Genomic DNA, 21,777 nt, shown 5'->3' on the forward strand with positions numbered 1-21,777 from the left:
CGCGCTGACGGGGGTGTCTCGCGCGCGGCCGCAGGAGTTCGGGGATCTGAGACGCCGGTGTCTCGCGCTGACGGGGGTGTCTCGCGGGGATGGGAGGGACGTGCGGACGCGGGGGAGATGCGAAACGGGGGTGTCTCGCCGAGCGCCGGAGCAGTCCGGGCCGGCGAGACACCCCTGTCAGGTCAGCGCTGCAGGCGTCGGCGGCGGGCGATGACCATCGCGGTGATGCCGGCGAGGAGCAGCAGCCCCGCGGCGACCGCGGGCGCCGTCAGGTCAGCGCCGGTGTAGGCCAGCGACCCGTCGTTCGCGGTCGGGGCACCCGCGGCGTCCCCACCGACGCCGTTCCCGCCGTCGAGCACGGGCGAGGTGCCCGGGGTGCCCGGGTCGGTCCCCGGTGCGCCCGGCACCGTCGGGTCCGTCCCTGGCGTGCCCGGGTCGGTCGGCGTGCCCGGGTCGGTCGGGTCGACGGCGACGGCGAGCGGGATCGTGACCGGCAGGACGATCCGCGTCGCGCCGACGGTCACCACGAGGGGCTCGTCGGTCGTGACGGCGGCGGCAGCTGCGCGGGTCGTCGGCGCCACGGCCGTCGGCACGTCGAACGCCAGCGTCGCACGACCCTGCTCGTCGGTGGTGTCGACGATCGTCGGGTCGATGTCCGCCGTGGCGAGCACCTGGTCGCCCGCACTGACCTGCACCGAGGCAGGCTGGTCGGTCGCGTTGCTGAACAGCAGCGAGGAGAGCGTCAGCGAGACGCGGTCACCGGGCTGGAAGCCACCGGCCGGGGTCGGGGTGATCGTGACACCGACCGCGCGCTGGTCGTCGGCCACGGTCACGTCGGGGTTCGCCTCGAAGTACTCGACCTGCGCCTCGAGGTCGACCTTGCCGCTGTCCTGCTTGGCGGCGGCGCCCGCGAAGGCGGTGAAGTTGTCGCCACCCGATGCCAGGAACGAGTTCACCGTGACCTTGTACGTCGCGGCCGGGTCGATCGCGGCGCCGTCGAGGGTCATCGACGTGATGCGGGAGCCCTTGGCGGCGGCGGGGTCGTAGCTGTACGCGAAGCCGTCGGACACGCCGAGCTTCAGGAACGGACGACCGGTCGCCGACGGGGGCTGCCACTGCTGCTCGAGCGCCTGCTTGACCTGCGCGCCGGTCAGGTCGAGCACGACGAGGGTGTTCGCGAACGGCTGGACGAGGGCGGCCTCCTTGTAGGTGACGGTGCCACCGAGCAGGTCGGCACGGAGCCCACCGGGGTTCATGAACGCGATCTGGGATCCTTGGCGGTCCGCGGTTGCGGTGCGCTGCACCTCGGCGACGAAGTTGCCGAGCGTGGACTCGCCACCACGGTTCTCGCTGCCGTCGGTCTGCACCGCGCGGCGCATGTCGACGTCGGTGGTGCCGAGCTCCACGGCGCCGAGGACGTCCGCCTGGGTCACCGCGGCGGAGACCGTCGCGGCCACGCCGGCATCGGGGGCGAAGGTGCCGTCGACCAGGCGGATGTTCTCACCCGTCGCGGTGACGCTGCCGTCGGCGGCGACGGTGAGCTCGAGGTGCCCGAGGTTGAAGCCGTACGACCCGGTCTGGATCACCGGGCGGGGGACCGTGCCGCCGTCCGGGACCACGTCGTGGACGTAGGTCTGGTGCGTGTGCCCGGAGAGGATCGCGGACACGTCGGGGGTCACGCCGTGCACGGCCCGCGCGAAGGCGCTGTCGCCGTCGAGGTCGCTGGCGGCGGCGGTCTCGGCGCCGTCGTGGACGATGAGCACCAGGACGTCGGCCTCGCCGTTCGCCGCGTCGCCGTCGAGCAGGTCGGTCGCGACGGCGTTGACCGAGTCGGTGATGTCGGCCATCTCGAGCGATGCGATGCCGTCGGGGCTGACGAGTCCGGTGAGGTCGACGGTCGCGCCGATGAAGCCGACGCGCTTGCCGCTGATCTCCTGGACCGAGTACGGGTCGAACGCGGGCTCGCCGGTCGCCCGGTCGAGGATGTTGGCGGAGATGTAGTCCCACTTCGCGTTGCGGGCGTCGTCCGACCCGATCACGCGGTCCTGCAGGTCGGCGCGGCCCTTGTCGAGCTCGTGGTTGCCGATCGCGCTCACGGAGAGGTCCATCGCGTTGAGGACGTCGATCGTGGGCTGGTCCTGCTGGATGAAGGACTCGAACGTGGAGGCGCCGATGTTGTCGCCGGCGCTCACGAACGCGGAGGTCGAGGGGTCGTCACCCCGGAGCTGGTCGAGGGCACCGGCGAGCACCGCGGCACCGGCGGCGTCGCCGGAGCGGGGCGGTGCGCTCAGGGACTGGGCGATGCGGCCGTGGAAGTCGTTCACGTCGTAGACGTCGATCGTCGTGTCGCCCTCGGCAGCGGAGGCCACCGACGGGACGGACAGGGCGACGAGGACACCGGCGGTGGCGAGTGCGAGACCGGTACGGGCAGCGCGCGTTCGGAGAGAGGAGTGTGCGTTCATCGCCGACGAACCTATGAGGCTTCACAGCCGACGCGCCAGAGCGACGGCTGCGCCGTCACGCGTTGTTCACACGCAGTGCCGGAAGGGAGGCTCGGTGCAGGTGACCGACGTCGGTCACCGGCACCGGGCCTCCTGTCCGGCTACCGCTCTTCCGCGATCAGCGGACGGAGGGTGCTGTGCGCGATGCGCAGCCCCTCGAGGACCTTCTCGTCGGTGCCGCCCCAGAGCGGGTCCTCGTGCTCGACCGAGAGGGTGCCGGTGAAGCCGGCCTCGTAGAGGCGGTCGACGACGTGCGGCCAGTCGACGACGCCACGACCCGGCACGCGGAACCGCCACCAGCCCATGTCCCAGGGATCCTCGCCCTTGTCGACCTTGCCGAAGAACCCGTAGGCGTTGCGGCGCTCGGGGAAGAGCTCCAGGTCCTTCGCCTGCGCGTGCACGATGTGCTCGGCGAACGGCAGGATCGTCTCGACGGGGTCGATGCCGATCCAGGTCAGGTGCGAGGGGTCCCAGTTCAGGCCGAAGCCGAGCCCGGTGACCCAGCCCCAGAGCTCGGGGGAGTAGGCGATGTTGCCGGGGTAGCCGTCGGGGTGCCAGCCCTCCATCACGCAGTTCTCGATGATCAGCTGCACGCCGCGCTCGCCGGCGTAGTCGACGAGTTCGGGCAGGACCCGGTCGCCCTCGGCCATGTTCTCGCGCACGGACTTCGTCACGTCACGGCCGATGAACGTGCCGACGTAGGGGACCCCGAGCGTCTGCGCGGCGTCGATCGCGTGCTTCAGGTGCGTGCGGACGTCCTCGCGACGAGCGGGGTCCTGGTGCAGGTTGTTCTCGTAGTAGGCGAGGGCGCTGATCTCGAGCCCGGTGCGGTCGAGCAGCGCCCGAGTGGCGGCCGCGTCCTCGTCGGTGAGGGTCGCGACGGGCAGGTGCGCTGCCTCGAAGTCCCTGCCACCGGTGCCCGGCCAGACGGCGACCTCGAGTCGCTCGTAGCCCTGCTCCTGAGCGAAGTCCGCGATCCGGTCGAGCGACCAGCCGGGCAGGCAGGCGGTGAGCATCCCGAGCTTCACGCGATCGCCTTCCAGGTGTCGTCGCCGGCGCTGGCGACCACGGCGTCGATGATCTGCGCGGACCGTGCCCCGTCGGCGAACGTCGGCAGCCCGTCGGGGGTGACGCCCGTCCGGACCGCCGTGTACGTGTCGGCGACGAACGCGGCGAAGGCGTCGAGGTAGCCCTGCGGGTGCCCGGACGGCACGACCGCCAGACGGCGCTGGTCGACGGACCCCTGCGACGGGTCGCGGACCAGGATCTGGGCGCCGCGCTCGTTGCCGAACCAGGCGGACTCGGGGCGCTCCTGGTCGAACGCCGCCGAGCCGCGGGTGCCGTCGACCTCGAACCACAGGCGGTTCTTTCGGCCCGCGGACACCTGCGAGATCACGACGTTGCCGATGCGGCCGGTGGCGGTGCGGAAGGTGGCGACGGCGGTGTCCTCGGTCGTGACCTCGGCCCGGGTGCTCGTGTCGGCGATCGGGTCCGGGTCGGGGGAGCCGGAGAAGGACGGACCCGACGCGGCCGGACGGGTCGGGAAGACGATGTCGGTGACGGCGCTGACGGACGTGAAGCGCTCGCCGGTGACGAACTCGACGAGGTCGCACCAGTGCGAACCGATGTCGGCGAACGCCCGGGACATCCCGCCGGCGCCGGCGTCGACCCGCCACGACGACGAGTCCTCGTCGAGCATCCAGTCCTGCAGGTAGTGGCCGTGCACCGCGAGCACGCGGCCGAGGTCGCCGTCGGCGATCTTCGCCCGGACCTCCCGCACCATCGGGTGGAAGCGGTAGACGAACGGCACCGTCGCGACGACCCCGGCCTGCCGCGCAGCGTGTTCGAGTTCGAGGGCCTGCTCGCTCGACACCGCGAGGGGCTTCTCGCACACGACGTTGATCCCAGCGCGGATGACCGCGAGCGCCTGGGGGTGGTGCTGGTCGTTCGGCGTGCACACGTGCACGACGTCGGGCCGGTCCGCGATGACGTCGTCGAGCGAGGCGTAGCCGGTCGGCACGTCGAGCTGTGCGGCGACCTGGGCGGACCGCGCCGGGTTCCGCCCGAGGACCCCGAGCACCTCGGCCCCGGCGGCCCTGGCGGCACGGACGTGCACCGCGGCGATCATCCCGGTGCCCACCACGACCACGCGCAGGCGTGGTCCGGTCTCGTCATTCGTCATGGTGCTCCCTCGCGCCGTCGGGCCCACAGTATTGGAACCAGCCGACCACGCACCGGAACCGGTGGGTACGGTCTGGGGCATGGCGAGCCTCCAGACCACACTGCTCATCCTCGGCGCGAGCGGGGACCTGTCCAAGCGACTGCTGCTGCCGGGCCTCGCGACCCTGCTGGAGGTCAAGGAGGACTGGGAGATCCAGCTCGTCGGGGCCGGTGTCGAGGACATCGCGGACGCCGACTGGAAGCGGCTGGTGCACGACGCGTTCGAAGACGCACAGGCGTCGAAGAACGAGGAGGACGAGGGCGCCTCGGGCGACGCGACGCTGTCGAAGCGGCTGCAGGACGTCGTCGACGCCTCGAGCTACCGCAAGGCCGACGTCACGAGCGCCGACGACCTGAAGGCCCTGCTCGCGGACTGCCACCACGACCCGGCGGTCTACTTCGCACTGCCGCCCGCCGTCACCGAGAAGAGCTGCGCGGTCCTCAAGGACCTCGACCTGCCGGCCGGCACCCGCCTGGCGCTCGAGAAGCCCTTCGGCACCGACGCCGAGAGCGCCGAGCACCTCAACGACCTGCTGCACTCGTTCCTGCCCGAGTCGCGCATCCACCGCGTCGACCACTTCCTCGGCCGGTCCACGGTGCTGAACCTGCTCGGGCTGCGCTTCGCGAACCGCATCATCGAGCCGCTGCTGTCGTCGGTCCACGTCGAGCGCGTCGACATCGTCTACGACGAGACCCTCGGGCTCGAGGGCCGCGCGCGCTACTACGACAAGGCCGGCGCCCTCGTCGACATGATCCAGAGCCACCTGCTGCAGGTGATGGCCGTCGTGGCGATGGAGGCCCCCGCCTCGATCGACGCCGACGACCTGCGCACCCAGAAGGAGCTCGTGCTCCGCGCCGTGCGGCCGTGGGGCGGCGACCCGCTCACCGCCGGACGCCGAGCGCGGTACACGGCGGGGACCGTGGGCGACCGGACCCTGCCGTCCTACGTCGACGAGGACGGCGTCGACCCGTCCATCGGCACCGAGACCCTCGCGCAGATCCGGCTCGAGATCGCGAACTGGCGCTGGGCGGGCGTGCCCTTCACCCTGCGGTCCGGCAAGGCGCTCGGTGCCCAGCGCCGCGAGATCGTCATCACGTTCAAGGACTCCCCGCACGTGCCCGACGGGCTCACCGGGGTGCAGCGGCCCGACCGGCTGCGCATCTGGATCGCCCCGGACAAGATGGACCTCGAGCTCAACGTCAACGGTCCCGGCGACCCGTACACGATCGACCACACCGTGCTCGAGACGACGTTCAACCCCGGTCGGCTCAGTGCGTACGGCGAGGTGCTCGCCGGGGTGCTCGAGGGCGACGCGACGCTCTCCGTCCGCGGGGACAGCGCCGTGCAGGGCTGGAAGGTCGTCGAGCCCTTCGTCACGGCGTGGAAGGCCGGCACGGCGCCGCTCGACGACTACGCCGCCGGGTCCGAGGGGCCCGAGGGCTGGGACAACATCGACTGCTGACGGGGTCGGGCGGCCCCGTCGCTCGGCTGGCACCGTGGCGGCGGCGCGTAGCGTCCGTGGCATGACCACGACCGACGACGTCCTCGCCACAGTCCCCGAACCCGCAGGTGCCGACATCCGTGTCGAGCCCGTCCGCTACGACCACGAGGGGACGGCCCTCGCCGGCGTCCTCGCGAAGGACCACGCCGTGTCCGGCCCCCGCCCGGCGGTGCTCGTCATCCACGACTGGCACGGGGTGAACGAGCACGTCGAGGCCCGCGTCACGATGCTCGCGCGACTGGGCTACGTGGCCTTGGGCGCCGACGTCTACGGCGAGGGCGTCCGCCCCGGCGACGACACCGCGGCCGAGGTCGCCGGCTCGTTCTACCAGGACCTGCCGCTCATGCGGGCCCGGGTGCAGGCGGGTCTCGACCGGCTCCGCGAGGACCCTGACGTCGACCACTCCCGGATCGTCGTGATGGGCTACTGCTTCGGCGGCTCGGCGGCGCTCGAACTCGCGCGCACCGGTGCCGACCTGGCCGGCGCGGTGTCGTTCCACGGCGGCCTGATCGCCCACGACCCCTCCGACGCGGCCCAGATCCGCACGAAGCTGCTCGTGCTCACCGGCGCGGCCGACCCCGTCGTGCCCGACGAGACCCTGCAGGCGTGGCAGGACGAGATGCGCGGGGCGCCCGAGGTCGACTGGCAGGTCGTCACGTACGCCGGGGCGATGCACGCCTTCGCCGTCCCCGGCACCGACGCTCCTGACCACGGCGCGCAGTACCAGGAGCGCGCCGACCGCCGCTCGTGGCAGGCGCTCCAGGTGTTCCTGGCCGAGGTGTTCGGCGAGGAGCCCAGCGTCGTCTGACCGGTCCCCGAGCCGGGCGACACGCCGACCTCGGCGTCGAGCCCGGCTCGATTGGCGCGGGGGCCGCACCTGTTGTAGAGTCTTCCACGGCCGCTTCGGCAGCCATGCGCTCGTAGCTCAATGGATAGAGCATCTGACTACGGATCAGAAGGTTGGGGGTTCGAGTCCCTTCGAGCGCACAGGGCTGGCATCGCCAGCAGGGAACACCGAACAGACGAAAGGCCCCGGCATCGCCGGGGCCTTTCGTCGTGCTGCCGTCAGAACGACAGGTTCAGGCCTGGTCGTTCTCCGGGGCCGCGGGCTCGCCGCCGGAGTCGACGTCGCTGTCCTGGTCCGGGTCCTCGGTCGCGTTGCCGGTGCTCGACCCGTCGCCGAGGTCGGCGGTCCGCTGCCGCTCCTCGTCGCTGACATCGGTCGAGCCGTCGGGTGCTGCCTGTCCTGTGCTGTCGTCGCTCATGGTGCGGACGCTACGCGCCCCGGCACGAGTGGGTCGCAGCTACTGGGAGACGTCGCGGTCCAGGCGGTCGAGCAGGGCCTCGAGGGAGACCTCGAACTCCTCGTCGCTGCGGTCCTCGCTGAGCAGTCCCCGGAGTCGCCGGACCTCGGGGGCGACGTCGAGGGACATGCTGCCGTCGCCCTGGGGGACCTCGGCACCACCCTCGTCGAGCGGTTCCTCGGCCGGGCCGGCCTCGGCGCCCCGGACCACGGACTGCAGCAGGAGCTGTCCGAGCAGGAAGCTGCTGAACGCCCGGTAGGCGTCGACGGCTCGGGTGTCGGAGAACCCCGCCGTCGTCATGGCGCTGAGGAAGGTGTTCACGACCTCGACGCTGCGGAGCGGTGGGCGGAGCCACGGTGCGGCGGGGTGCCGGGTCGCCACGAGCGGGAAGGCCTTCGGGTGGTCGGTGGCGATCCGGCGGACCTCGTGCGCGACGGTCTGCAGGAACGCCTGCCAGTGGTCGCCCTCGGCCTCGTCGAGCCGGGCGGTGAGCTCGCTCATGAGCGAGGCGACGACGCCCTCGAGCAGGTCTTCCTTGCCGTGCACGTACCGGTAGAGGGACATGGCCTCGACCCCGAGCTGCTGGGCGAGGGAGCGCATCGACAGGCCGGAGGGACCCGACTCGTCGATCTGGGTCAGCGCCGCCGCGATGATCAGGTCACGGCTGAGCCGCGGACCGCCGGAACCGGACCGGGTCGACTTCGTGCGTTCCGCCACGGGAGTGCCTCACAGATCTGCCGTCCACCGGCTGCGGTGTGCTCCCGGAAGTCCACCGGACGCAGTCCTCCACGATAGCCCGACTTACGTTGTAAGCTCCGACTCGGCTTACACCGTAAGTCACCCGAGGTGGTACCAGTGGCGGCACGCGGAGACCCGTCCGCGTTCTCTGCCCCACAGCGTCATCGAGCTCCACCCGAGCGGCCGCCTCGTCTCTCCTCACACCGAACCCGGTGCACCATGCCGGGGAACAGGAGCACCACCATGATCGACAGCAGCACCGTCAACCAGCTCGTCGGCGCCGACGTGTACGGCAGCGACGACGCCAAGATCGGCACCGTCGGACAGGTCTACGTCGACAACGACACCCAGGCCCCGACCTGGGTCACCATCCGCACCGGGCTGTTCGGCACCTCGGAGTCGTTCGCGCCGCTCGACGACGCGACCTTCGACGGCAGCGCTGTGCACGTCACGCACGACAAGGCCTTCGTCAAGGACGCACCCCGCGTCGACGCCGACGGCGAGCTCGACCCGTCTGAAGAGCAGGCGCTGTACTCGTACTACGGCAACGGCGACGTCGCCACCCACGGCGCCCCGGCCGAGTCCCCGCTGTACGACCAGGACGCCGACCGCGGCGTGGACGCACAGCGCACCGACCCCCAGCGCACCGACGCCCAGCACACGACCGACCAGCGCACCGACGAGCACGGCACGAACGAGCACGGCACCCAGGGGCACGACACCTCCGGCCCGACCACGGACGACGCCATGACCCGCTCGGAGGAGCGTCTCCACGTCGGCACCGAGCGTGTCGAGGCCGGTCGCGCCCGCCTGCGGAAGCACGTCGTCACCGAGAACGTCACGACGAACGTGCCGGTCAGCCACGAGGAGGTCACGCTCTCCCGCGAGCCGATCACCGACGCGAACGCCGCCGACGCCCTGGCCGGCCCGGACCTCAGCGAGGAGGAGCACGAAGTCGTCCTCACCGAGGAGCGCGTCGTCACCGCCAAGGAGACCGTCCCCGTCGAGCGCGTCAGCCTCGGCACCGAGACCGTCACCGAGCAGCAGACGGTCAACGAGGACGTCGCGCACGAGGAGATCGAGCTCGTCGAGCCCGGCACTGAGGGCACGACGACGACCGACACGTCGGCCGTCGACCGCGACGCCCGCTCCTAGGCACTGACCGCGGGCGACCGGCCGGCACCCTCCGGCCGGTCGCCCGCCTCCCTGCACGCTGCACCACCCGATCGCTGCACCCGCACGCGACGCCCCGCGCCATGCGCCCTGCGCCCGAGAGGCCACCCCCATGAACTTCCCCGCTGCCCTGCAGAACGGACTCGCCGCGGTCATCGCGTTCGTCCCGCTCGCACTCCTGTTCCTGCTCATCCTCGTCGTCGGCCTCATCGTCGCGAAGCTCATCGAGAAGGGCCTGTCGCGGCTGCTGACGAAGGTCGGCTTCGACCGTGCCGTCGAGCGCGGCGGCATCAAGAAGGCGCTCGCGAACTCGAAGCTCGACGCCTCCGACATCGTGTCGAAGATCATCTACTACACGCTGGTGCTGTTCGTGCTCCAGTTCGCGTTCGGTGTCTTCGGACAGAACCCGGTCAGCGACCTGCTCGCGGCCATCATCGGCTTCCTGCCGAAGATCATCGTCGCGATCATCATCATCGTGATCGCCGCCGCGATCGCCGCCGGTGTGAAGGGCCTGATCCAGAACACCCTCGGCGGCCTGTCCTACGGAAAGGTCCTCGCCAACGTCGCCGCCGTGTTCATCCTGTTCCTCGGGGCGACGGCCGCGCTGAACCAGGTCGGCATCGCCACGACGGTCACGACCCCGATCCTCATCGCCGTGCTCGCGATCGTCGCCGGCGTCATCATCGTCGGTGCTGGTGGCGGGCTCATCAAGCCGATGCAGCAGCGCTGGGAGTCGATCCTGACGAAGGCCGAGGCCGAGGCGCCGAAGATCCAGCAGCACGCGCAGAACGCCCCGTCCGTCACCGAGCAGGCCAAGCAGGCTGCTGCCACGGCGAAGCAGGCCGGTCAGTCGTCGACCAGCAGCGCCCACCGCGCTCGCTGATCACCAACACCGTGCGTCGGCCCCGCTCCTACGAGCGGGGCCGTCGCGCGTCCTCGCACCACCTCGCAGCGCATCGGAGCAGCCCATGACCGACCGTCACGTCCCACAGCCCACTTCCGGTGACGACGCCCCGGAGGTCGCCGTGGTCCGCCACGAGGAACACCTCCTGGTCGGCACCGAGGTGCACGCGACCGAGCGGGTCCGGCTCGAGCGGTACATCGTCACCGAGCAGCGGACGATCACCGTCGACGTCCGCCGCGAGGAGGTCCGGCTCACCCGCGAGCCCGTCGCCGACGGCCCGGCCCTGCCCGCGGACAGCCCGGCACCGACCCGGGAACCGATCGTGGTGGTCCTCCACCAGGAGCAGGTCGTCGTGTCGAAGCGGATCGTGCCGGTCGAACGCGTGACGCTCACGGTGCACACCGTCGCCGAGGACCGCCCGGTCGACGCGGTGCTCCGGCACGAGGAGGCCACCACCGACCAGGTCACCACCCGGGGACCCGGAACGCGCCGCTGAGCGACGGACGGCGGATCGCGGACAGCAGGCGCACATGGCCCCGCACCGCGGCAGGCCGTCAGGCCGGCAGGCCGTCAGGCCGTCAGGCCGTCAGCGCCTCCGTGTCGGACGCGACCTCCGAGCCTCCGTCCCGGTCCGCGTGGTCGAGGCGACCACGTGTCTGGGTGGGCGTCTCGCCGTACCGCTCGCGGTAGGCCGCTGCGAACCGACCCTGGTTCGAGAACCCCCACTTCGACGCGATCTGTCCGACGGAGGTCCGGCTGTCGACCAGCAGCTGCGCGTGGGCACCGGAGAGCCGTGCATCGCGCACGTACTCCATCGGCGTCAGGTCGAGTGCGCGGCGGAACGCGAGCTGGAGCGCCCGCGGGGAGGAACCCGCGGCGGTGGCGACCTCGACGGCCGTCAGGTGGTCGAGCAGGTTCGCCTGGATGAACGCGACGGCACGGCGGACCGTGCGCGGTGCCCCGTGCTCGTCGAGCTCGCGTCGCAACGCGGCGGGGACCACGGTCGCGGCGGACTCCAGGTACGCCGACGCGACCGCGCGCACGTCGTCCGAACTGCCGACGGGGTGGGTGTCGAGGACGAAGCGGACGTGTGCCGAGACGTGCGCCCAGTACTGGGTCAGGACGGCGTCGGACTCGGTCGGACGCGGAAGAGGATCGCGGTGGGTCGGGATGCTGTCGCCTCTACGCACCGGGGGGGGAGAGGCGCCGCGCAGATGCGTGAGGACGGGACCAGCAACGACGTTGCCTGCGGAGCGTACCGCAGGCGCCCACCGGCCGTCGGTGCCGGTCACCGCCAGAGCGCGAGGTCGGTCTCGAGCACCAGACGGGCCCGTGCGAGCAGGCCCCTGACCGTCGACTTCGGCACGCCGAGCTCCATCCCGATCTCGTCGTAGCTGCTGCCGCGCAGGTGCCGCAGCTCCCAGCACCGTCGCTGCACGGCGGGCATCCGGTCGAGCACGCGCCGTGCCTCCGCGACGAGCGACGCCCGTTCGGCGACGGCGTCCGGGGCGTGCTCCACGGCGGCCCGGATCGTGTCCTGCAGGTCGCCCGGTCGCTGGCGGCCGGCGCCGCGCAGGCGGTCGTAGCTGCGTCGCCGCGCGGTCGTGACGAGCCACCCGACGATCGCTGCGCCGTCGAGCACGCTGTCGAGCCGGGTCCACGCGGCGATGAAGGTCTCCTGCACGACGTCGTCGGCGTCGCTGGAGCTCCGGAGGATGCCGTGCACCACGCCGTGGAGCAGTGCCGAGTGCCGACGCATGAGCTCGCCGAACGCCCGCTCGTCCCCGCCGGCGGCCCGGAGCACGAGCAGGTCGTCGGGGTCCGGCGTCGTCGGGCGGTCCAGGGCGGGGCGAGGGGCGGTGGTGAGCATGCGTGTTCCGGTCTTCCAGTGACGGTGTGTGCATGCTTCGGAACCGGCGTCCTTGGTGGTGGTCCACCCGGATACCCCAGTCCACGGGACCAGCGGTGAACGATCCGCCGCCCTGTCTCGTCGTCCGGGTATGGGACTTCGTACACGCACCAAGGTCATCATCGGCATCACCACCGGCGTCGTCGTGGTCGGCGCCGCCGCCCTGATCGGCGGCCCGCTCATCTACGCGAACGTCGTCAACGGACAGGCCGCCGCCGCACCGAGCCTCGCGCCGAGCTCGTCCGCCACCCTCGACGCCTCCGACGCGGACGGCACCTGGACGAGCCGCGACACGTCGTACGCCGGCTACCGGGTGCACGAGGTCCTGCAGGGGCAGGATGTGAACGTGGTCGGACGGACGAAGCAGGTCGAGGCAGATGCCACCGTCGACGGCGGGCAGCTCCGGAAGGCCACCGTGACCGTGCAGGTCGCCAAGATCAGCACGCCCGAGGCGGCCCGTGACGCCTACTTCCGGTCGAAGGCCCTCGAGACCGACCAGTTCCCGACCGCCACCTTCACGGTGACGAAGCCGGTCGACGTGTCGAAGGCGCTGGCCGGCACCACGCAGGACGTCTCGCTGACCGGGACGATGGACCTGCACGGGGTCCAGAAGCCCGTGACCGCCGACGCCCAGGTCGCCGTCGGCAAGGACGGCACCGTGCAGGTCGCCGGTTCCGTGCCGGTCACCTTCGCCGACTACGGCGTGACGGCACCCTCGCTCGGCTTCGTGACCGTGGACGGGAAGGGCTCCGTGGAGTTCTCCCTCGACCTGGCGCGGTGACCGTGGCGAGCCGGTCCGCCGACGAACTGCTCGTGACGCTCCACCGTGAGCACGGCGACGCGCTCACCCGGTACGTCCGGCACCTGACGCGGGACGGCTCGACCGTCGACGACGTGGTCCAGGAGACGATGGTGCGTGCGTGGCAGCGCCCGGCGGTGCTCGAACGGCCGCCGGACAGCGTCCGCGCGTGGCTGTTCACCGTGGCGCGGAACCTGGTCGTCGACGACGCCCGCTCCGCCAGGAACCGGCGCGAGTACGGCAGTGAGGAACCCGTGGACCGCGTCGAGGCCGACCGGACCGACGCCGTCCTCGACCGCATCGTGGTCGCGGACGCGCTCACGTCCCTGTCGCCCGAGCACCAGCGGGTCGTGGTCGACGCCTACTGGCTCGGCCACACCGTCCCGGAGATCGCCCGGCGACACGACATCCCCGAGGGCACCGCGAAGTCACGGCTGCACTACGGGCTGCGGGCACTCCGGCTCGCACTGCAGGAACGAGGCGTGACCCGATGACCGAGGACCCCTACGCCGAGTGGGACGCCGCGTACGTGGTCGGCGCGCTGCCCCAGGACGAGCGGCTCGAGTACGAGCAGCACCTCGCCACGTGCGACCGCTGCTCGGCCGCCGTCGCCGAGCTCGCCGGTCTGCCCGGTCTGCTCGCGAAGCTCCCGGCCGACCAGGCGGTCGAGATCGCGGACGCGGACTGGAGGGACGTCCCGGCCTCCGAGAGCACCCTCGCCTCCGTCGCGCACCGCGTCCGCCACCGTCGGCACCGTCGTCGGGTCTGGGTCGCGGCCACCGCGGGCATCGCCGTCGTGGTCGCCGTGCTCGGCGGCCTCGCGGTCGGGACCGCTGCCGACCGCGGCACCGTGCAGGCCGGCCCGACGACGAGCGCCGTTCCCGGAGCCGACCAGTACGCGATGTCGGGACGGCAGGGCTTCGCGGTCGACCTCGCGGTGCAGGGCGCGTCGTGGGGGACGCGCTTCGACTGGGGCTGCTCGTACGGCGGCAAGGACTGGGCCGCGGACGGGTCGGTGATGTACGACCTCGTGGTGGTCCGGACGGACGGCAGGACGCAGACCGTCGGCACGTGGACGGCCGCAGGGCAGGACGCCCGCGGACTGGCGGCGACGACGGACATCCCGCGCGCCGACATCTCCGGAGTGCAGGTCCGCCTGCACGACGGTGGGCTCACGCTCGCCAGCGTCGACCTCTGATCCGCTGACGGAACGACTGGAGGCTCCCTGCCAGCTGGCAGGGAGCCTCCAGTCCGTCAGTGGTGCTGACTACGCGACGGAGGACGCGCGCACGTCGGCGAGCGTCGGGTAGTCGGTGTAGCCCTCGGCGCCCTGGCCGTAGAAGAGCTCCGGGCGGGGCTCGTTGAGCTCCGTGTCCTGCTCCCAGCGGTAGGCGAGGTCCGGGTTCGCGATGGCCGCGCGACCGACGGCGACGGCGTCTGCCTGGTCGGTGTCGACCAGCACGACGGCCTCGTCACGCGTGGTGAGCGAGGAGAAGCCCGAGTTCACGATGAACGGCGCGCCCGCGGTGCGGCGGATGTGCTGCACGAGGTCACCCGTCGGCTCGGCGTGCAGGACGTCGACGAAGGCGAGTCCGAGCGGCGCGAGGCCCTCGGCGACCGCGGTGTACACGGCGCGGGTCTCGGTGGCGTCGTCCTCGAGGACGCCCTGGATGCCGTGCTCGGGCGACAGGCGGATGCCGGTGCGGTCGGCACCGACGGCCTCGGCGACGGCCGTGGCGACCTCGACCGCGAAGCGCGCGCGGTTCTCGGGGGAGCCGCCGTACTGGTCGGTGCGGGTGTTCGACACCGGGGACATGAACTCGTGGACCAGGTAGCCGTTGGCGCCGTGGACCTCGACGCCGTCGAGCCCCGCGGCGATGGCGTTGCGGGCGGACTGCGCGAACTGCTGCACGACCTCGGCGACCTCGTCGGTGGTCAGCTCGTGGGGGACGGGCATGTCGGCCTTGGAGCCGTCGGCCAGGTGCGTCTGGCCGGGGGCGGCGACGGCGCTCGGGCCGACGATGCGCGGGGTCTGCGAGATCTCGGGGTGCGAGACGCGGCCACCGTGCATGAGCTGCATCACGATGGTGCCGCCCTCGGCGTGCACGGCGTCGGCGACGCGGCGCCAGCCGGCGATCTGGTCGTCGGTCTCGATGCCGGGCTGTCCGGGGTAGGAGCGGCCTTCCTGGACGGGCCAGGTGCCCTCGGTGATGATCATGCCGAGGCCGGCGCGCTGACGGTAGTGCTCGACCAGCAGGTCGTTCGGGATGCCGTGCTCGCCGGCGCGGGTGCGCGTGAGCGGGGCCATGACGATGCGGTTCGACAGGCGCATGGCGCCGAAGGAGGTGGGTTCGAAGAGCTTCACGTGCAGGTCAACGTGCTGTTGTGCTGTGCAATTCCACGGGTCGCGCGGCTCGGAGGTTCTTCTCAGTCGCGGGGGCAGACGAGGGTGGAGGAGCGGACCTGGCCCTCGGGGCGGATCACCTGGTGGCGGGAGAGCGGCTTGTGGCAGATGGGGCAGCCGCGGTCGACGGAGCGGTCGTCCACGCCCTCGTCGTGGCCCGCGCCGATCTGCGACGGGCCCATCTTCTCGATGAGCGTCGTGTTCCACCGCTGGTACCACCCGCTGAAGCGACCCATGGTCCTGCCTTTCGTTCGTCCACTCATCATTGTCGCACGAACGATCCGCGCCGTGTGGGTCCAGACCGTGTCGGTTCAGACCGTGTCGACGACGTCGAGCAGGGCGGTGAGCTCGTCCTTGAGTGCCTCGAGCCGGGCGACGGGCCAGCCGAGCCGGTCTGCCACCGCGACGGGAACGGCGCGGGCGCGGTCGCGGAGGGCTCGTCCCGCTGTGGTCAGCGACACCTCGAGCTGCCGTTCGTCGGAGGCGTTGCGGGTGCGGCGGAGGTACCCGGCGGCCTCGAGGCGCTTCAGGAGTGGGCTCAACGTGGCCGAGTCGAGTCGGAGTTCCGCCGCGATCGCACGCACGGACCGCGGGTCGTGCTCCCACAGGGCGAGCATGACGAGGTACTGCGGGTGCGTCAGGCCCAGGGGGTCGAGCAGGTCGCGGTAGAGCCCGATCACGCTGCGGCTCGTCGCGGCGAGTGCGAAGCAGAGCTGCCGGTCGAGGGCGAGAGGGTCGAGCTCGGTGGAGGCCATGCCCCCACGATACCGTTCGTGCGCGAAGGACCTGCGCCACGCCTTGCGCCGCCCCCACCCCGCCACGTGAGATCGCAGTCCGTGTCGCCTCCGGAACAGGGGAGGCGACACGGACTGCGATCTCAGGGTGGGGGCGGGGCGGAGCTGAGCCGGGCCTCCAGGCCGTGACTGGTCGGGACGCACCGGCAGCAACGCATCCAGTGGTCACGCCCCGTCGCTCCGCGACGGCCGGGTCGACGGGCCGTGACCGGTCGGCGGACGTGAACGGGGTGTCGTGACCGGTCGGGAGGCTCGTGGCGCGCCCGGCGGTCGGCCCGCGTCCCCGCGTCCCCGCCGCCCCCACCACGTGAGATCGCAGTCCGTGTCGCCTCCGGAACGGGGGAGGCGACACGGACTGCGATCTCGGGGTGGGATGGGGTCGGGGCTACTCCGCGCGGTGGGCCGGCTCGTGGCCGGACTCGTGGGGGTTCGCGTCCGGCTCCACCGGCAGGGCGTGGGTGCCGGTGCGGGTGTCCTCGTGCGCGTGCACGGCTCCGACTCGCGCGGGCTCGGGCTCGCTGTTCCGCTGGAGGTCGGCGTTCCGGTCACCCGGGTGCGACCGCTCGAGCTTGGCGCCCTCGACGTCGACGTCCGGCACGATGCGGTCGAGCCACTTCGGGAACCACCAGGCACTCTTGCCGAGCAGGTGCATCGCGGCCGGGATGAGCAGCATGCGGACGACGAACGCGTCGACGAGCACACCGAACGCCAGGCCGAACCCGATCGGCTTGATGGTGGAGGAGTCCGAGAAGATGAACCCGGCGAACACGGAGATCATGATGATCGCCGCTGCCGTGACCACCGCGCGACCGGCGTGCAGACCGCGCTGGACGGCCACCTTCGCGCTCGCGCCGTGGGCGTAGGCCTCGCGCATGCCCGACACCAGGAACAGCTGGTAGTCCATCGCCAGGCCGAACAGGATGCCGATCTCGATGATGGGCAGGAAGCTCAGGATCGGCGCGGGGTCGTGCACGCCGAAGACGCTGCCGAACCACCCCCACTGGTAGATCGCGGTCAGGCCACCGAAGGCCGCGAGGACCGACAGGATGAAGCCCGCCGTGGCCGTGATCGGGACCAGGAAGGACCGGAACACGACGATCAGGATGATGAGCGACAGCCCGACGACGACCGCCAGGTACAGCGGCAGCACGCTCGAGAGCTTCTCGGAGACGTCGATGTTCGCGGACGCGTTGCCTGCGACGCCGAGCGTGGCCTTCCCGTCGTCGACGTTCACGTTCTGCGTCCGGAGGTCCTTGACGAGGTCCTCCGTCGAGATGCTGTCCGGGCCGCCGGAGGGCTTCACCTGGAACGCGATGATGTCGCGGGCCTTCGAGGCGCCGATCGGCAGCACGGCGTCGACGTCGCTGTTCTTCGCGATCGCCTGGCCGATGGTGACCTCGGTCGCGGTGACGTCGCCCTCGTCGATCGCCTTCGGCAGGGTGGCCACGACGAGCAGTGGGCCGTTCTGTCCGGCGCCGAACTCCTTGCTGAGCGTCTTGTACGCCTTGTACTGGCTGGAGTCGACGGCCTCCGACGACCCCGAGGGCAGACCGAGCCGCATCTGCGTGGCCGGGAGCGCGATCGTGCCGAGCACCGCGATGCCGGCGACGAGCGTGATGACCGCGCGCCAGGTCGACATGGGCTTGTTCGGGACGCGGGTCGAGCCGGTGTTGCCGATGCGCGTGCGCTCCTTCCCCCGGAGGATCCGCATGCCGATGATCGACAGCAGCGCCGGGGTGAAGGACGTGGCGATGAGGATGGCGAAGAACACCGCGACGGCGCCCACCGTGCCCATCAGGCCGAGGAACGGGATGCCGGTGATGTTGAGCGCGAGCAGGGCGACGATGACCGTCGCGCCGGCGAACACGACGGCATTGCCGGACGTGCCGTTGGCGAGCCCGATCGACTCGTGCACGCCCATGCCCTGCTTCAGCTGGGTCCGGTGTCGGTTGAGGATGAACAGCGAGTAGTCGATGCCGACCGCCAGGCCCAGCATCACCCCCAGCACCGGCGTGACCGAGATGAACTCGACGAGGCTGGAGAACGACAGGGCTGCGAGCGACGCCACCCCGATGCCGAGCACGGCACTGACGAGCGGCACTGCGGCACCGACGATCGTCCGGAGCATCAGGAACAGCACGATCGCGGCGACGATCACGCCCGCGATCTCGCCCGGGCCGAGGATCGACGGGACCCCCTGGGCGATGTCGTTCGACACGTACACGCGGACGCCGTCGATCTCCGCGGCATCGGCCTTGTCGGAGATCGCGGTCTTGGTGCTCTGCGGCACCTCGTACGTCGACTTCGTGAACTGCACGGTGCCGATCGCGGCGCTGCCGTTCGAGGAGACGAAGCGGATGTCCTTCGACAGGTCGAGCAGGTCGGACCCCTGCTCGAGCTGCTTCGCGCTGTCGTCGAGCTTGGTGGTGTTCTCGTCGATCTTCTGCTGCGCCTCGGTGAGCTGCTGCTCACCGGACGTGATCTGGGCCTGCTGGGCGTCGATCTGCGCCTGGGCCTGCGTCAGCTGCGCCTGCGCGGCCTGTGCCTGGGCGGCGGCGCCGGAGGCTGCTGCGCCGGTCGCTGCTGCACCGGAGGCCGACGCTGCGGAGAGCTGCTGCTTCTGGGCGTCGAGCTTGGCCTGCGCGTCGGCGATCTGCTGCTTGCCGGACTCGAGCTGGGCCTTCTGGGCGTCGAGCTGGGCCTGGCCGTCCTTGATCTGTGCGCGGCCGTCGCTGATCTCCTTGCGGCCGTCGACGATCTTCTGGCGCTGGTCGTCGAGCTGGTCCTGCGTGCTGAACCCCGACGTCGCACCCTTGACGCCGTTGAGGTCCTCGAGGTCCTTCAGGAAGTCGTCGACCCCGCTCTTCTGCGCGCTCGTGAAGGCCTTGCCGTCCGTCGTCTCGAAGACGAGCGTGCCGTTCCCGCCGTTGGCACTCGGGAACTTGTCCGCGAGCTGGTCCTGCACCTGGCTGGTCTTGGTGTTCGGGATGGTGATCGACGAGGAGATGGTCCCGGCGAACAGGGCGTACGTCCCGCCCGCGATCCCCATGATCACGATCCAGGTGATGATCACGAGCCAGTGCCGTCGGGCGGCGAATCGTCCGAGGCGGTAGAGCAGACCGGCCATGGGGTGCCCCGTTCCTTTCGTAGTGGGTGGTGCGTGCGGAGTGGGGTACGCCGGTGGACCCCTGGTGGTGATGTCAGTGCGCGGGCAGGTACCCGCTGCGGACGCTGTGCACGAGTCGTGCGAGCAGGGCGTCCCAGTCGTCGAGGGCGTCCTGGTCGAGTCGGGGCCCGGTCGTCGAGAGCCAGTGTTCGGCGATGACGACGATGCCGCTCATGAGCGAGTCGACGAGCAGGGCCGCGTCGAGTTCGTCGGCTGCGGGGTGCCGTCGGATGACCTCCACCCGGAGGCGGTCGGTCACCCGGGCGAAGGCCGTCTGGGTGAGGATCGCCGCCTTGGCGTCGGTCTCGTCGTCCGGTTCCCCGAGGATCGTGGCCATCCGGGCGATGGCGCTCGCCAGGTCGGCTCCCCGTGCTGCGGACTCGAGCTCGTCGAACATCGAGGAACGGGAGCCGTCACCGACGGGGGTGTTGGCGATGTCACCGAGGAAGCGGTCGATGATCACCGACAGCACCTCTTCGCAGACCGTCAGCAGGATCTCGTCGAGCGAGGAGAAGTGGTTGAACACCGTGCGTCGGGCGACGTCGGCGCGGGCGGCGAGCTCGTCCACGCTGAAGCCACGTCCGCCGCGTTCGTCCACCAGGTCGCGGGCCGCCTGCAGGATCGCCGCACGGTGCTTCGCCTTGAGGGCAGCACGGCGGTCGATCGACAGGGTCACGGAAGCAACACTAGGTGCAACGATGCACTCAGTGCACCGTGGCGGAGCGGACGCTCAGTCTTGTCCCCCGGACTCGCGTGGAAGACTGACCGAACGGCCAGCGTGACCGGTCGACCGACCCGTACGAAGGAGTACCGATGTCCGTCTCCCTGTCCACGGCCACCCTCGACGAGATCGCCGCCGCGGGGGTCGCCGTCCCGACCTACGACCGCACCGGGATCACGGCCGGCATCGTCCACTTCGGTGTCGGCGGCTTCCACCGGGCGCACCAGGCGATGGTCATCGACCGGCTCCTGCAGCGCGGCGAAGCCCGGTAGTACGGCATCTGCGGGGTCGGTGTGCTCGAGCAGGACCGCCGCATGGCCGAGACGATGCGGACGCAGGACGGGCTCTACACGCTCGTCCTCAAGCACGCGGACGGCACCCGCGAGGCCCGGGTCATCGGCAGCATCGTCGACTACCTGCTCGCCGTCGACGACCCGGACGCCGTGGTCGAGAAGATGGCGTCGCCGGAGACGAAGATCGTCAGCCTGACCATCACCGAGGGCGGGTACAACTTCGACCACGTCACCGGCGCCTTCGTCGAGGACGACCCGGGCGTGGTCGCCGACGTCGACGGGGACACCCCGCCGCGCACCGTCTTCGGCCTGGTGGTGGCGGCCCTCCGTCGCCGACGAGACCGCGGGCTCGAGCCGTTCACCGTGATGTCGTGCGACAACATCCAGGGCAACGGGCACGTCGCCCGGGCGATGTTCACCGCCTTCGCCCGGCTGCAGGACCCCCGTTTCGCCGAGTGGATGGACGAGCACGTGGCGTTCCCGAACTCGATGGTCGACCGGATCACCCCCGTCACCACCGACGAGGACCGAGCCGCGGTGCGCGACGACCTCGGCATCGAGGACGCCTGGCCCGTCGTCGCCGAGCCCTTCTTCCAGTGGGTGCTCGAGGACGACCACCCCGCCGGACGCCCGGCCTACGAGGACGTCGACGTGCAGCTCGTCGCGGACGTGGAGCCGTACGAGCTGATGAAGCTGCGGCTCCTCAACGCGTCGCACCAGGGCCTGTGCTACTTCGGGTACCTCTCCGGCAACCGCTACGCGCACGAGGCCACGCAGGACCCGGCCATCGCGACCTTCCTCCGTCGGTACATGGACGAGGAGGCGACCCCGACGCTGCAGCCGGTACCCGGCATCGACCTCGACGACTACAAGGCGACCCTCATCGAGCGCTTCCAGAACCCCGAGGTCCGCGACACCCTGGCCCGGCTCTGCGCCGAGTCGAGCGACCGGATCCCGAAGTGGCTGCTGCCGGTCGTGCGCGACAACCTCCGATCGGGTGGACCTGTCGCCCTGTCGGCCGGGATCGTCGCGTCGTGGGCCCGGTACGCCGAGGGCACCGACGAGTCGGGGGAGCCGATCGAGATCGTCGACCGCCTGGCCGAGTCCCTGCACCGCATCGCCCTGACCCAGCGCGAGGACCCGCTCGCCTTCATCGCGAACCGGCAGGTGTTCGGGGACCTCGTCGACGACGAGCGGTTCGTCGCCGCGTACCGCGACGCCCTCGACGGACTCGTCCGCGACGGCGCGCACGCCACGGTGGAGCGGCTGTCGCGCGGTTGACGCGGGTCGCGCACTCGACGTGACCGGGTGGCGGTGGGACGTCAGGTGGGGAACTGTGCACGGCGCAG

At 71.3% G+C, this 21,777-nt stretch carries 22 protein-coding genes and 1 tRNA gene; 11 read left to right on the forward strand and 12 right to left on the reverse strand.

Annotated features, from left to right (window positions below; translation table 11 throughout):
• Window positions 1–182 precede the first annotated feature (182 nt).
• The 3 genes from ITJ54_RS12090 to ITJ54_RS12100 all read right to left on the reverse strand — a co-directional run bounded on the left by ITJ54_RS12090 (window position 183) and on the right by ITJ54_RS12100 (window position 4,683).
• A complete protein-coding gene (locus ITJ54_RS12090; protein WP_194628576.1) occupies window positions 183–2,462 on the reverse strand; it encodes a bifunctional metallophosphatase/5'-nucleotidase in 2,280 nt (759 codons plus the stop codon).
• Between the two features lie 140 nt (window positions 2,463–2,602).
• Window positions 2,603–3,529: a sugar phosphate isomerase/epimerase family protein gene (locus tag ITJ54_RS12095; protein ID WP_194628578.1), complete on the reverse strand. Its 927-nt coding sequence runs from the start codon at window positions 3,527–3,529 to the stop codon at window positions 2,603–2,605.
• Entirely contained in the window at window positions 3,526–4,683 is a 1,158-nt protein-coding gene (locus ITJ54_RS12100) for a Gfo/Idh/MocA family protein (protein WP_194628580.1), read from the reverse strand. The genes ITJ54_RS12095 and ITJ54_RS12100 overlap by 4 nt, the downstream gene beginning before the upstream one ends.
• Before the next feature lie 79 nt (window positions 4,684–4,762).
• Here ITJ54_RS12100 and ITJ54_RS12105 point away from each other — a divergent pair, with 79 nt between their 5' ends.
• From ITJ54_RS12105 to ITJ54_RS12115, 3 genes are all read left to right on the forward strand, one after another.
• Window positions 4,763–6,184, forward strand: coding sequence for a glucose-6-phosphate dehydrogenase (locus ITJ54_RS12105; protein WP_194628582.1), 1,422 nt, complete (start codon window positions 4,763–4,765; stop codon window positions 6,182–6,184).
• A gap of 61 nt (window positions 6,185–6,245) precedes the next feature.
• Window positions 6,246–7,031 (forward strand): dienelactone hydrolase family protein, encoded by a 786-nt coding sequence (locus ITJ54_RS12110; protein ID WP_194628584.1) that lies wholly within the window; start codon window positions 6,246–6,248, stop codon window positions 7,029–7,031.
• 106 nt (window positions 7,032–7,137) lie between these two features.
• Window positions 7,138–7,210: transfer RNA gene (locus ITJ54_RS12115), tRNA-Arg, on the forward strand.
• 92 nt (window positions 7,211–7,302) lie between these two features.
• On the opposite strand, the gene ITJ54_RS12120 is transcribed toward ITJ54_RS12115, so the two are convergent.
• Complete coding sequence (locus tag ITJ54_RS12120; protein ID WP_194628586.1) at window positions 7,303–7,488, reverse strand: hypothetical protein; 186 nt, start codon at window positions 7,486–7,488, stop codon at window positions 7,303–7,305.
• Window positions 7,489–7,527: 39 nt separating this feature from the next.
• The gene (locus ITJ54_RS12125) at window positions 7,528–8,244 is read right to left on the reverse strand and encodes a TetR/AcrR family transcriptional regulator C-terminal domain-containing protein (protein ID WP_194628588.1); all 717 of its coding nucleotides are present in this window, start codon (window positions 8,242–8,244) and stop codon (window positions 7,528–7,530) included.
• Window positions 8,245–8,508: 264 nt separating this feature from the next.
• Here ITJ54_RS12125 and ITJ54_RS12130 point away from each other — a divergent pair, with 264 nt between their 5' ends.
• The 3 genes from ITJ54_RS12130 (at window position 8,509) to ITJ54_RS12140 (ending at window position 10,838) form a co-directional block, all read left to right on the forward strand.
• Window positions 8,509–9,420: a PRC and DUF2382 domain-containing protein gene (locus tag ITJ54_RS12130; RefSeq protein WP_194628590.1), complete on the forward strand. Its 912-nt coding sequence runs from the start codon at window positions 8,509–8,511 to the stop codon at window positions 9,418–9,420.
• Between the two features lie 130 nt (window positions 9,421–9,550).
• Complete coding sequence (locus ITJ54_RS12135; protein WP_194628592.1) at window positions 9,551–10,321, forward strand: mechanosensitive ion channel family protein; 771 nt, start codon at window positions 9,551–9,553, stop codon at window positions 10,319–10,321.
• 85 nt (window positions 10,322–10,406) lie between these two features.
• Window positions 10,407–10,838, forward strand: coding sequence for a YsnF/AvaK domain-containing protein (locus ITJ54_RS12140; protein ID WP_194628594.1), 432 nt, complete (start codon window positions 10,407–10,409; stop codon window positions 10,836–10,838).
• An 82-nt stretch (window positions 10,839–10,920) separates the two neighbouring features.
• Here the strand turns inward: ITJ54_RS12140 and ITJ54_RS12145 are convergent, their stop codons facing one another.
• Together ITJ54_RS12145 and ITJ54_RS12150 are read right to left on the reverse strand one after the other, a co-directional pair.
• Window positions 10,921–11,532: a helix-turn-helix transcriptional regulator gene (locus tag ITJ54_RS12145; RefSeq protein ID WP_194628595.1), complete on the reverse strand. Its 612-nt coding sequence runs from the start codon at window positions 11,530–11,532 to the stop codon at window positions 10,921–10,923.
• 98 nt (window positions 11,533–11,630) lie between these two features.
• Window positions 11,631–12,212, reverse strand: coding sequence for an RNA polymerase sigma factor (locus ITJ54_RS12150; RefSeq protein WP_194628596.1), 582 nt, complete (start codon window positions 12,210–12,212; stop codon window positions 11,631–11,633).
• Between the two features lie 130 nt (window positions 12,213–12,342).
• Between ITJ54_RS12150 and ITJ54_RS12155 the strand changes: the two genes are divergently transcribed.
• From ITJ54_RS12155 to ITJ54_RS12165, 3 genes are read left to right on the forward strand one after another with little or no spacing between them, the layout of a single operon-like run.
• Window positions 12,343–13,032 carry a YceI family protein gene (locus ITJ54_RS12155; RefSeq protein ID WP_194628597.1) on the forward strand — a complete coding sequence of 230 codons (690 nt, stop codon included), beginning with the start codon at window positions 12,343–12,345 and terminating at the stop codon, window positions 13,030–13,032.
• Window positions 13,033–13,064: 32 nt separating this feature from the next.
• A complete protein-coding gene (locus ITJ54_RS12160; protein ID WP_323741703.1) occupies window positions 13,065–13,544 on the forward strand; it encodes a sigma-70 family RNA polymerase sigma factor in 480 nt (159 codons plus the stop codon).
• Entirely contained in the window at window positions 13,541–14,248 is a 708-nt protein-coding gene (locus tag ITJ54_RS12165; RefSeq protein WP_194628599.1) for an anti-sigma factor family protein, read from the forward strand. The genes ITJ54_RS12160 and ITJ54_RS12165 overlap by 4 nt, the downstream gene beginning before the upstream one ends.
• A gap of 69 nt (window positions 14,249–14,317) precedes the next feature.
• Here ITJ54_RS12165 and ITJ54_RS12170 read toward each other — a convergent pair whose 3' ends face one another.
• From ITJ54_RS12170 to ITJ54_RS12190, 5 genes are all read right to left on the reverse strand, one after another.
• The gene (locus ITJ54_RS12170) at window positions 14,318–15,415 is read right to left on the reverse strand and encodes an alkene reductase (RefSeq protein ID WP_194628601.1); all 1,098 of its coding nucleotides are present in this window, start codon (window positions 15,413–15,415) and stop codon (window positions 14,318–14,320) included.
• A gap of 62 nt (window positions 15,416–15,477) precedes the next feature.
• Window positions 15,478–15,690 carry a hypothetical protein gene (locus tag ITJ54_RS12175; RefSeq protein ID WP_071269526.1) on the reverse strand — a complete coding sequence of 71 codons (213 nt, stop codon included), beginning with the start codon at window positions 15,688–15,690 and terminating at the stop codon, window positions 15,478–15,480.
• Window positions 15,691–15,765: 75 nt separating this feature from the next.
• Window positions 15,766–16,209, reverse strand: a complete 444-nt coding sequence (locus ITJ54_RS12180; RefSeq protein ID WP_194628603.1) for a MarR family winged helix-turn-helix transcriptional regulator — start codon at window positions 16,207–16,209, stop codon at window positions 15,766–15,768.
• Between the two features lie 424 nt (window positions 16,210–16,633).
• Window positions 16,634–19,375: an MMPL family transporter gene (locus ITJ54_RS12185; protein WP_194628605.1), complete on the reverse strand. Its 2,742-nt coding sequence runs from the start codon at window positions 19,373–19,375 to the stop codon at window positions 16,634–16,636.
• 73 nt (window positions 19,376–19,448) lie between these two features.
• Window positions 19,449–20,090, reverse strand: coding sequence for a TetR/AcrR family transcriptional regulator (locus ITJ54_RS12190; protein ID WP_194628607.1), 642 nt, complete (start codon window positions 20,088–20,090; stop codon window positions 19,449–19,451).
• A gap of 137 nt (window positions 20,091–20,227) precedes the next feature.
• Here ITJ54_RS12190 and ITJ54_RS18475 point away from each other — a divergent pair, with 137 nt between their 5' ends.
• Both ITJ54_RS18475 and ITJ54_RS12195 read left to right on the forward strand, forming a co-directional pair.
• The gene (locus ITJ54_RS18475; RefSeq protein WP_416354905.1) at window positions 20,228–20,407 is read left to right on the forward strand and encodes a hypothetical protein; all 180 of its coding nucleotides are present in this window, start codon (window positions 20,228–20,230) and stop codon (window positions 20,405–20,407) included.
• Window positions 20,408–20,413: 6 nt separating this feature from the next.
• Window positions 20,414–21,709: a mannitol dehydrogenase family protein gene (locus ITJ54_RS12195; protein WP_416354907.1), complete on the forward strand. Its 1,296-nt coding sequence runs from the start codon at window positions 20,414–20,416 to the stop codon at window positions 21,707–21,709.
• Window positions 21,710–21,777: the final 68 nt, after the last annotated feature.

The sequence above is a fragment of the Curtobacterium sp. VKM Ac-2865 genome (genome assembly GCF_015350905.1).
GTDB lineage: Bacteria > Actinomycetota > Actinomycetes > Actinomycetales > Microbacteriaceae > Curtobacterium.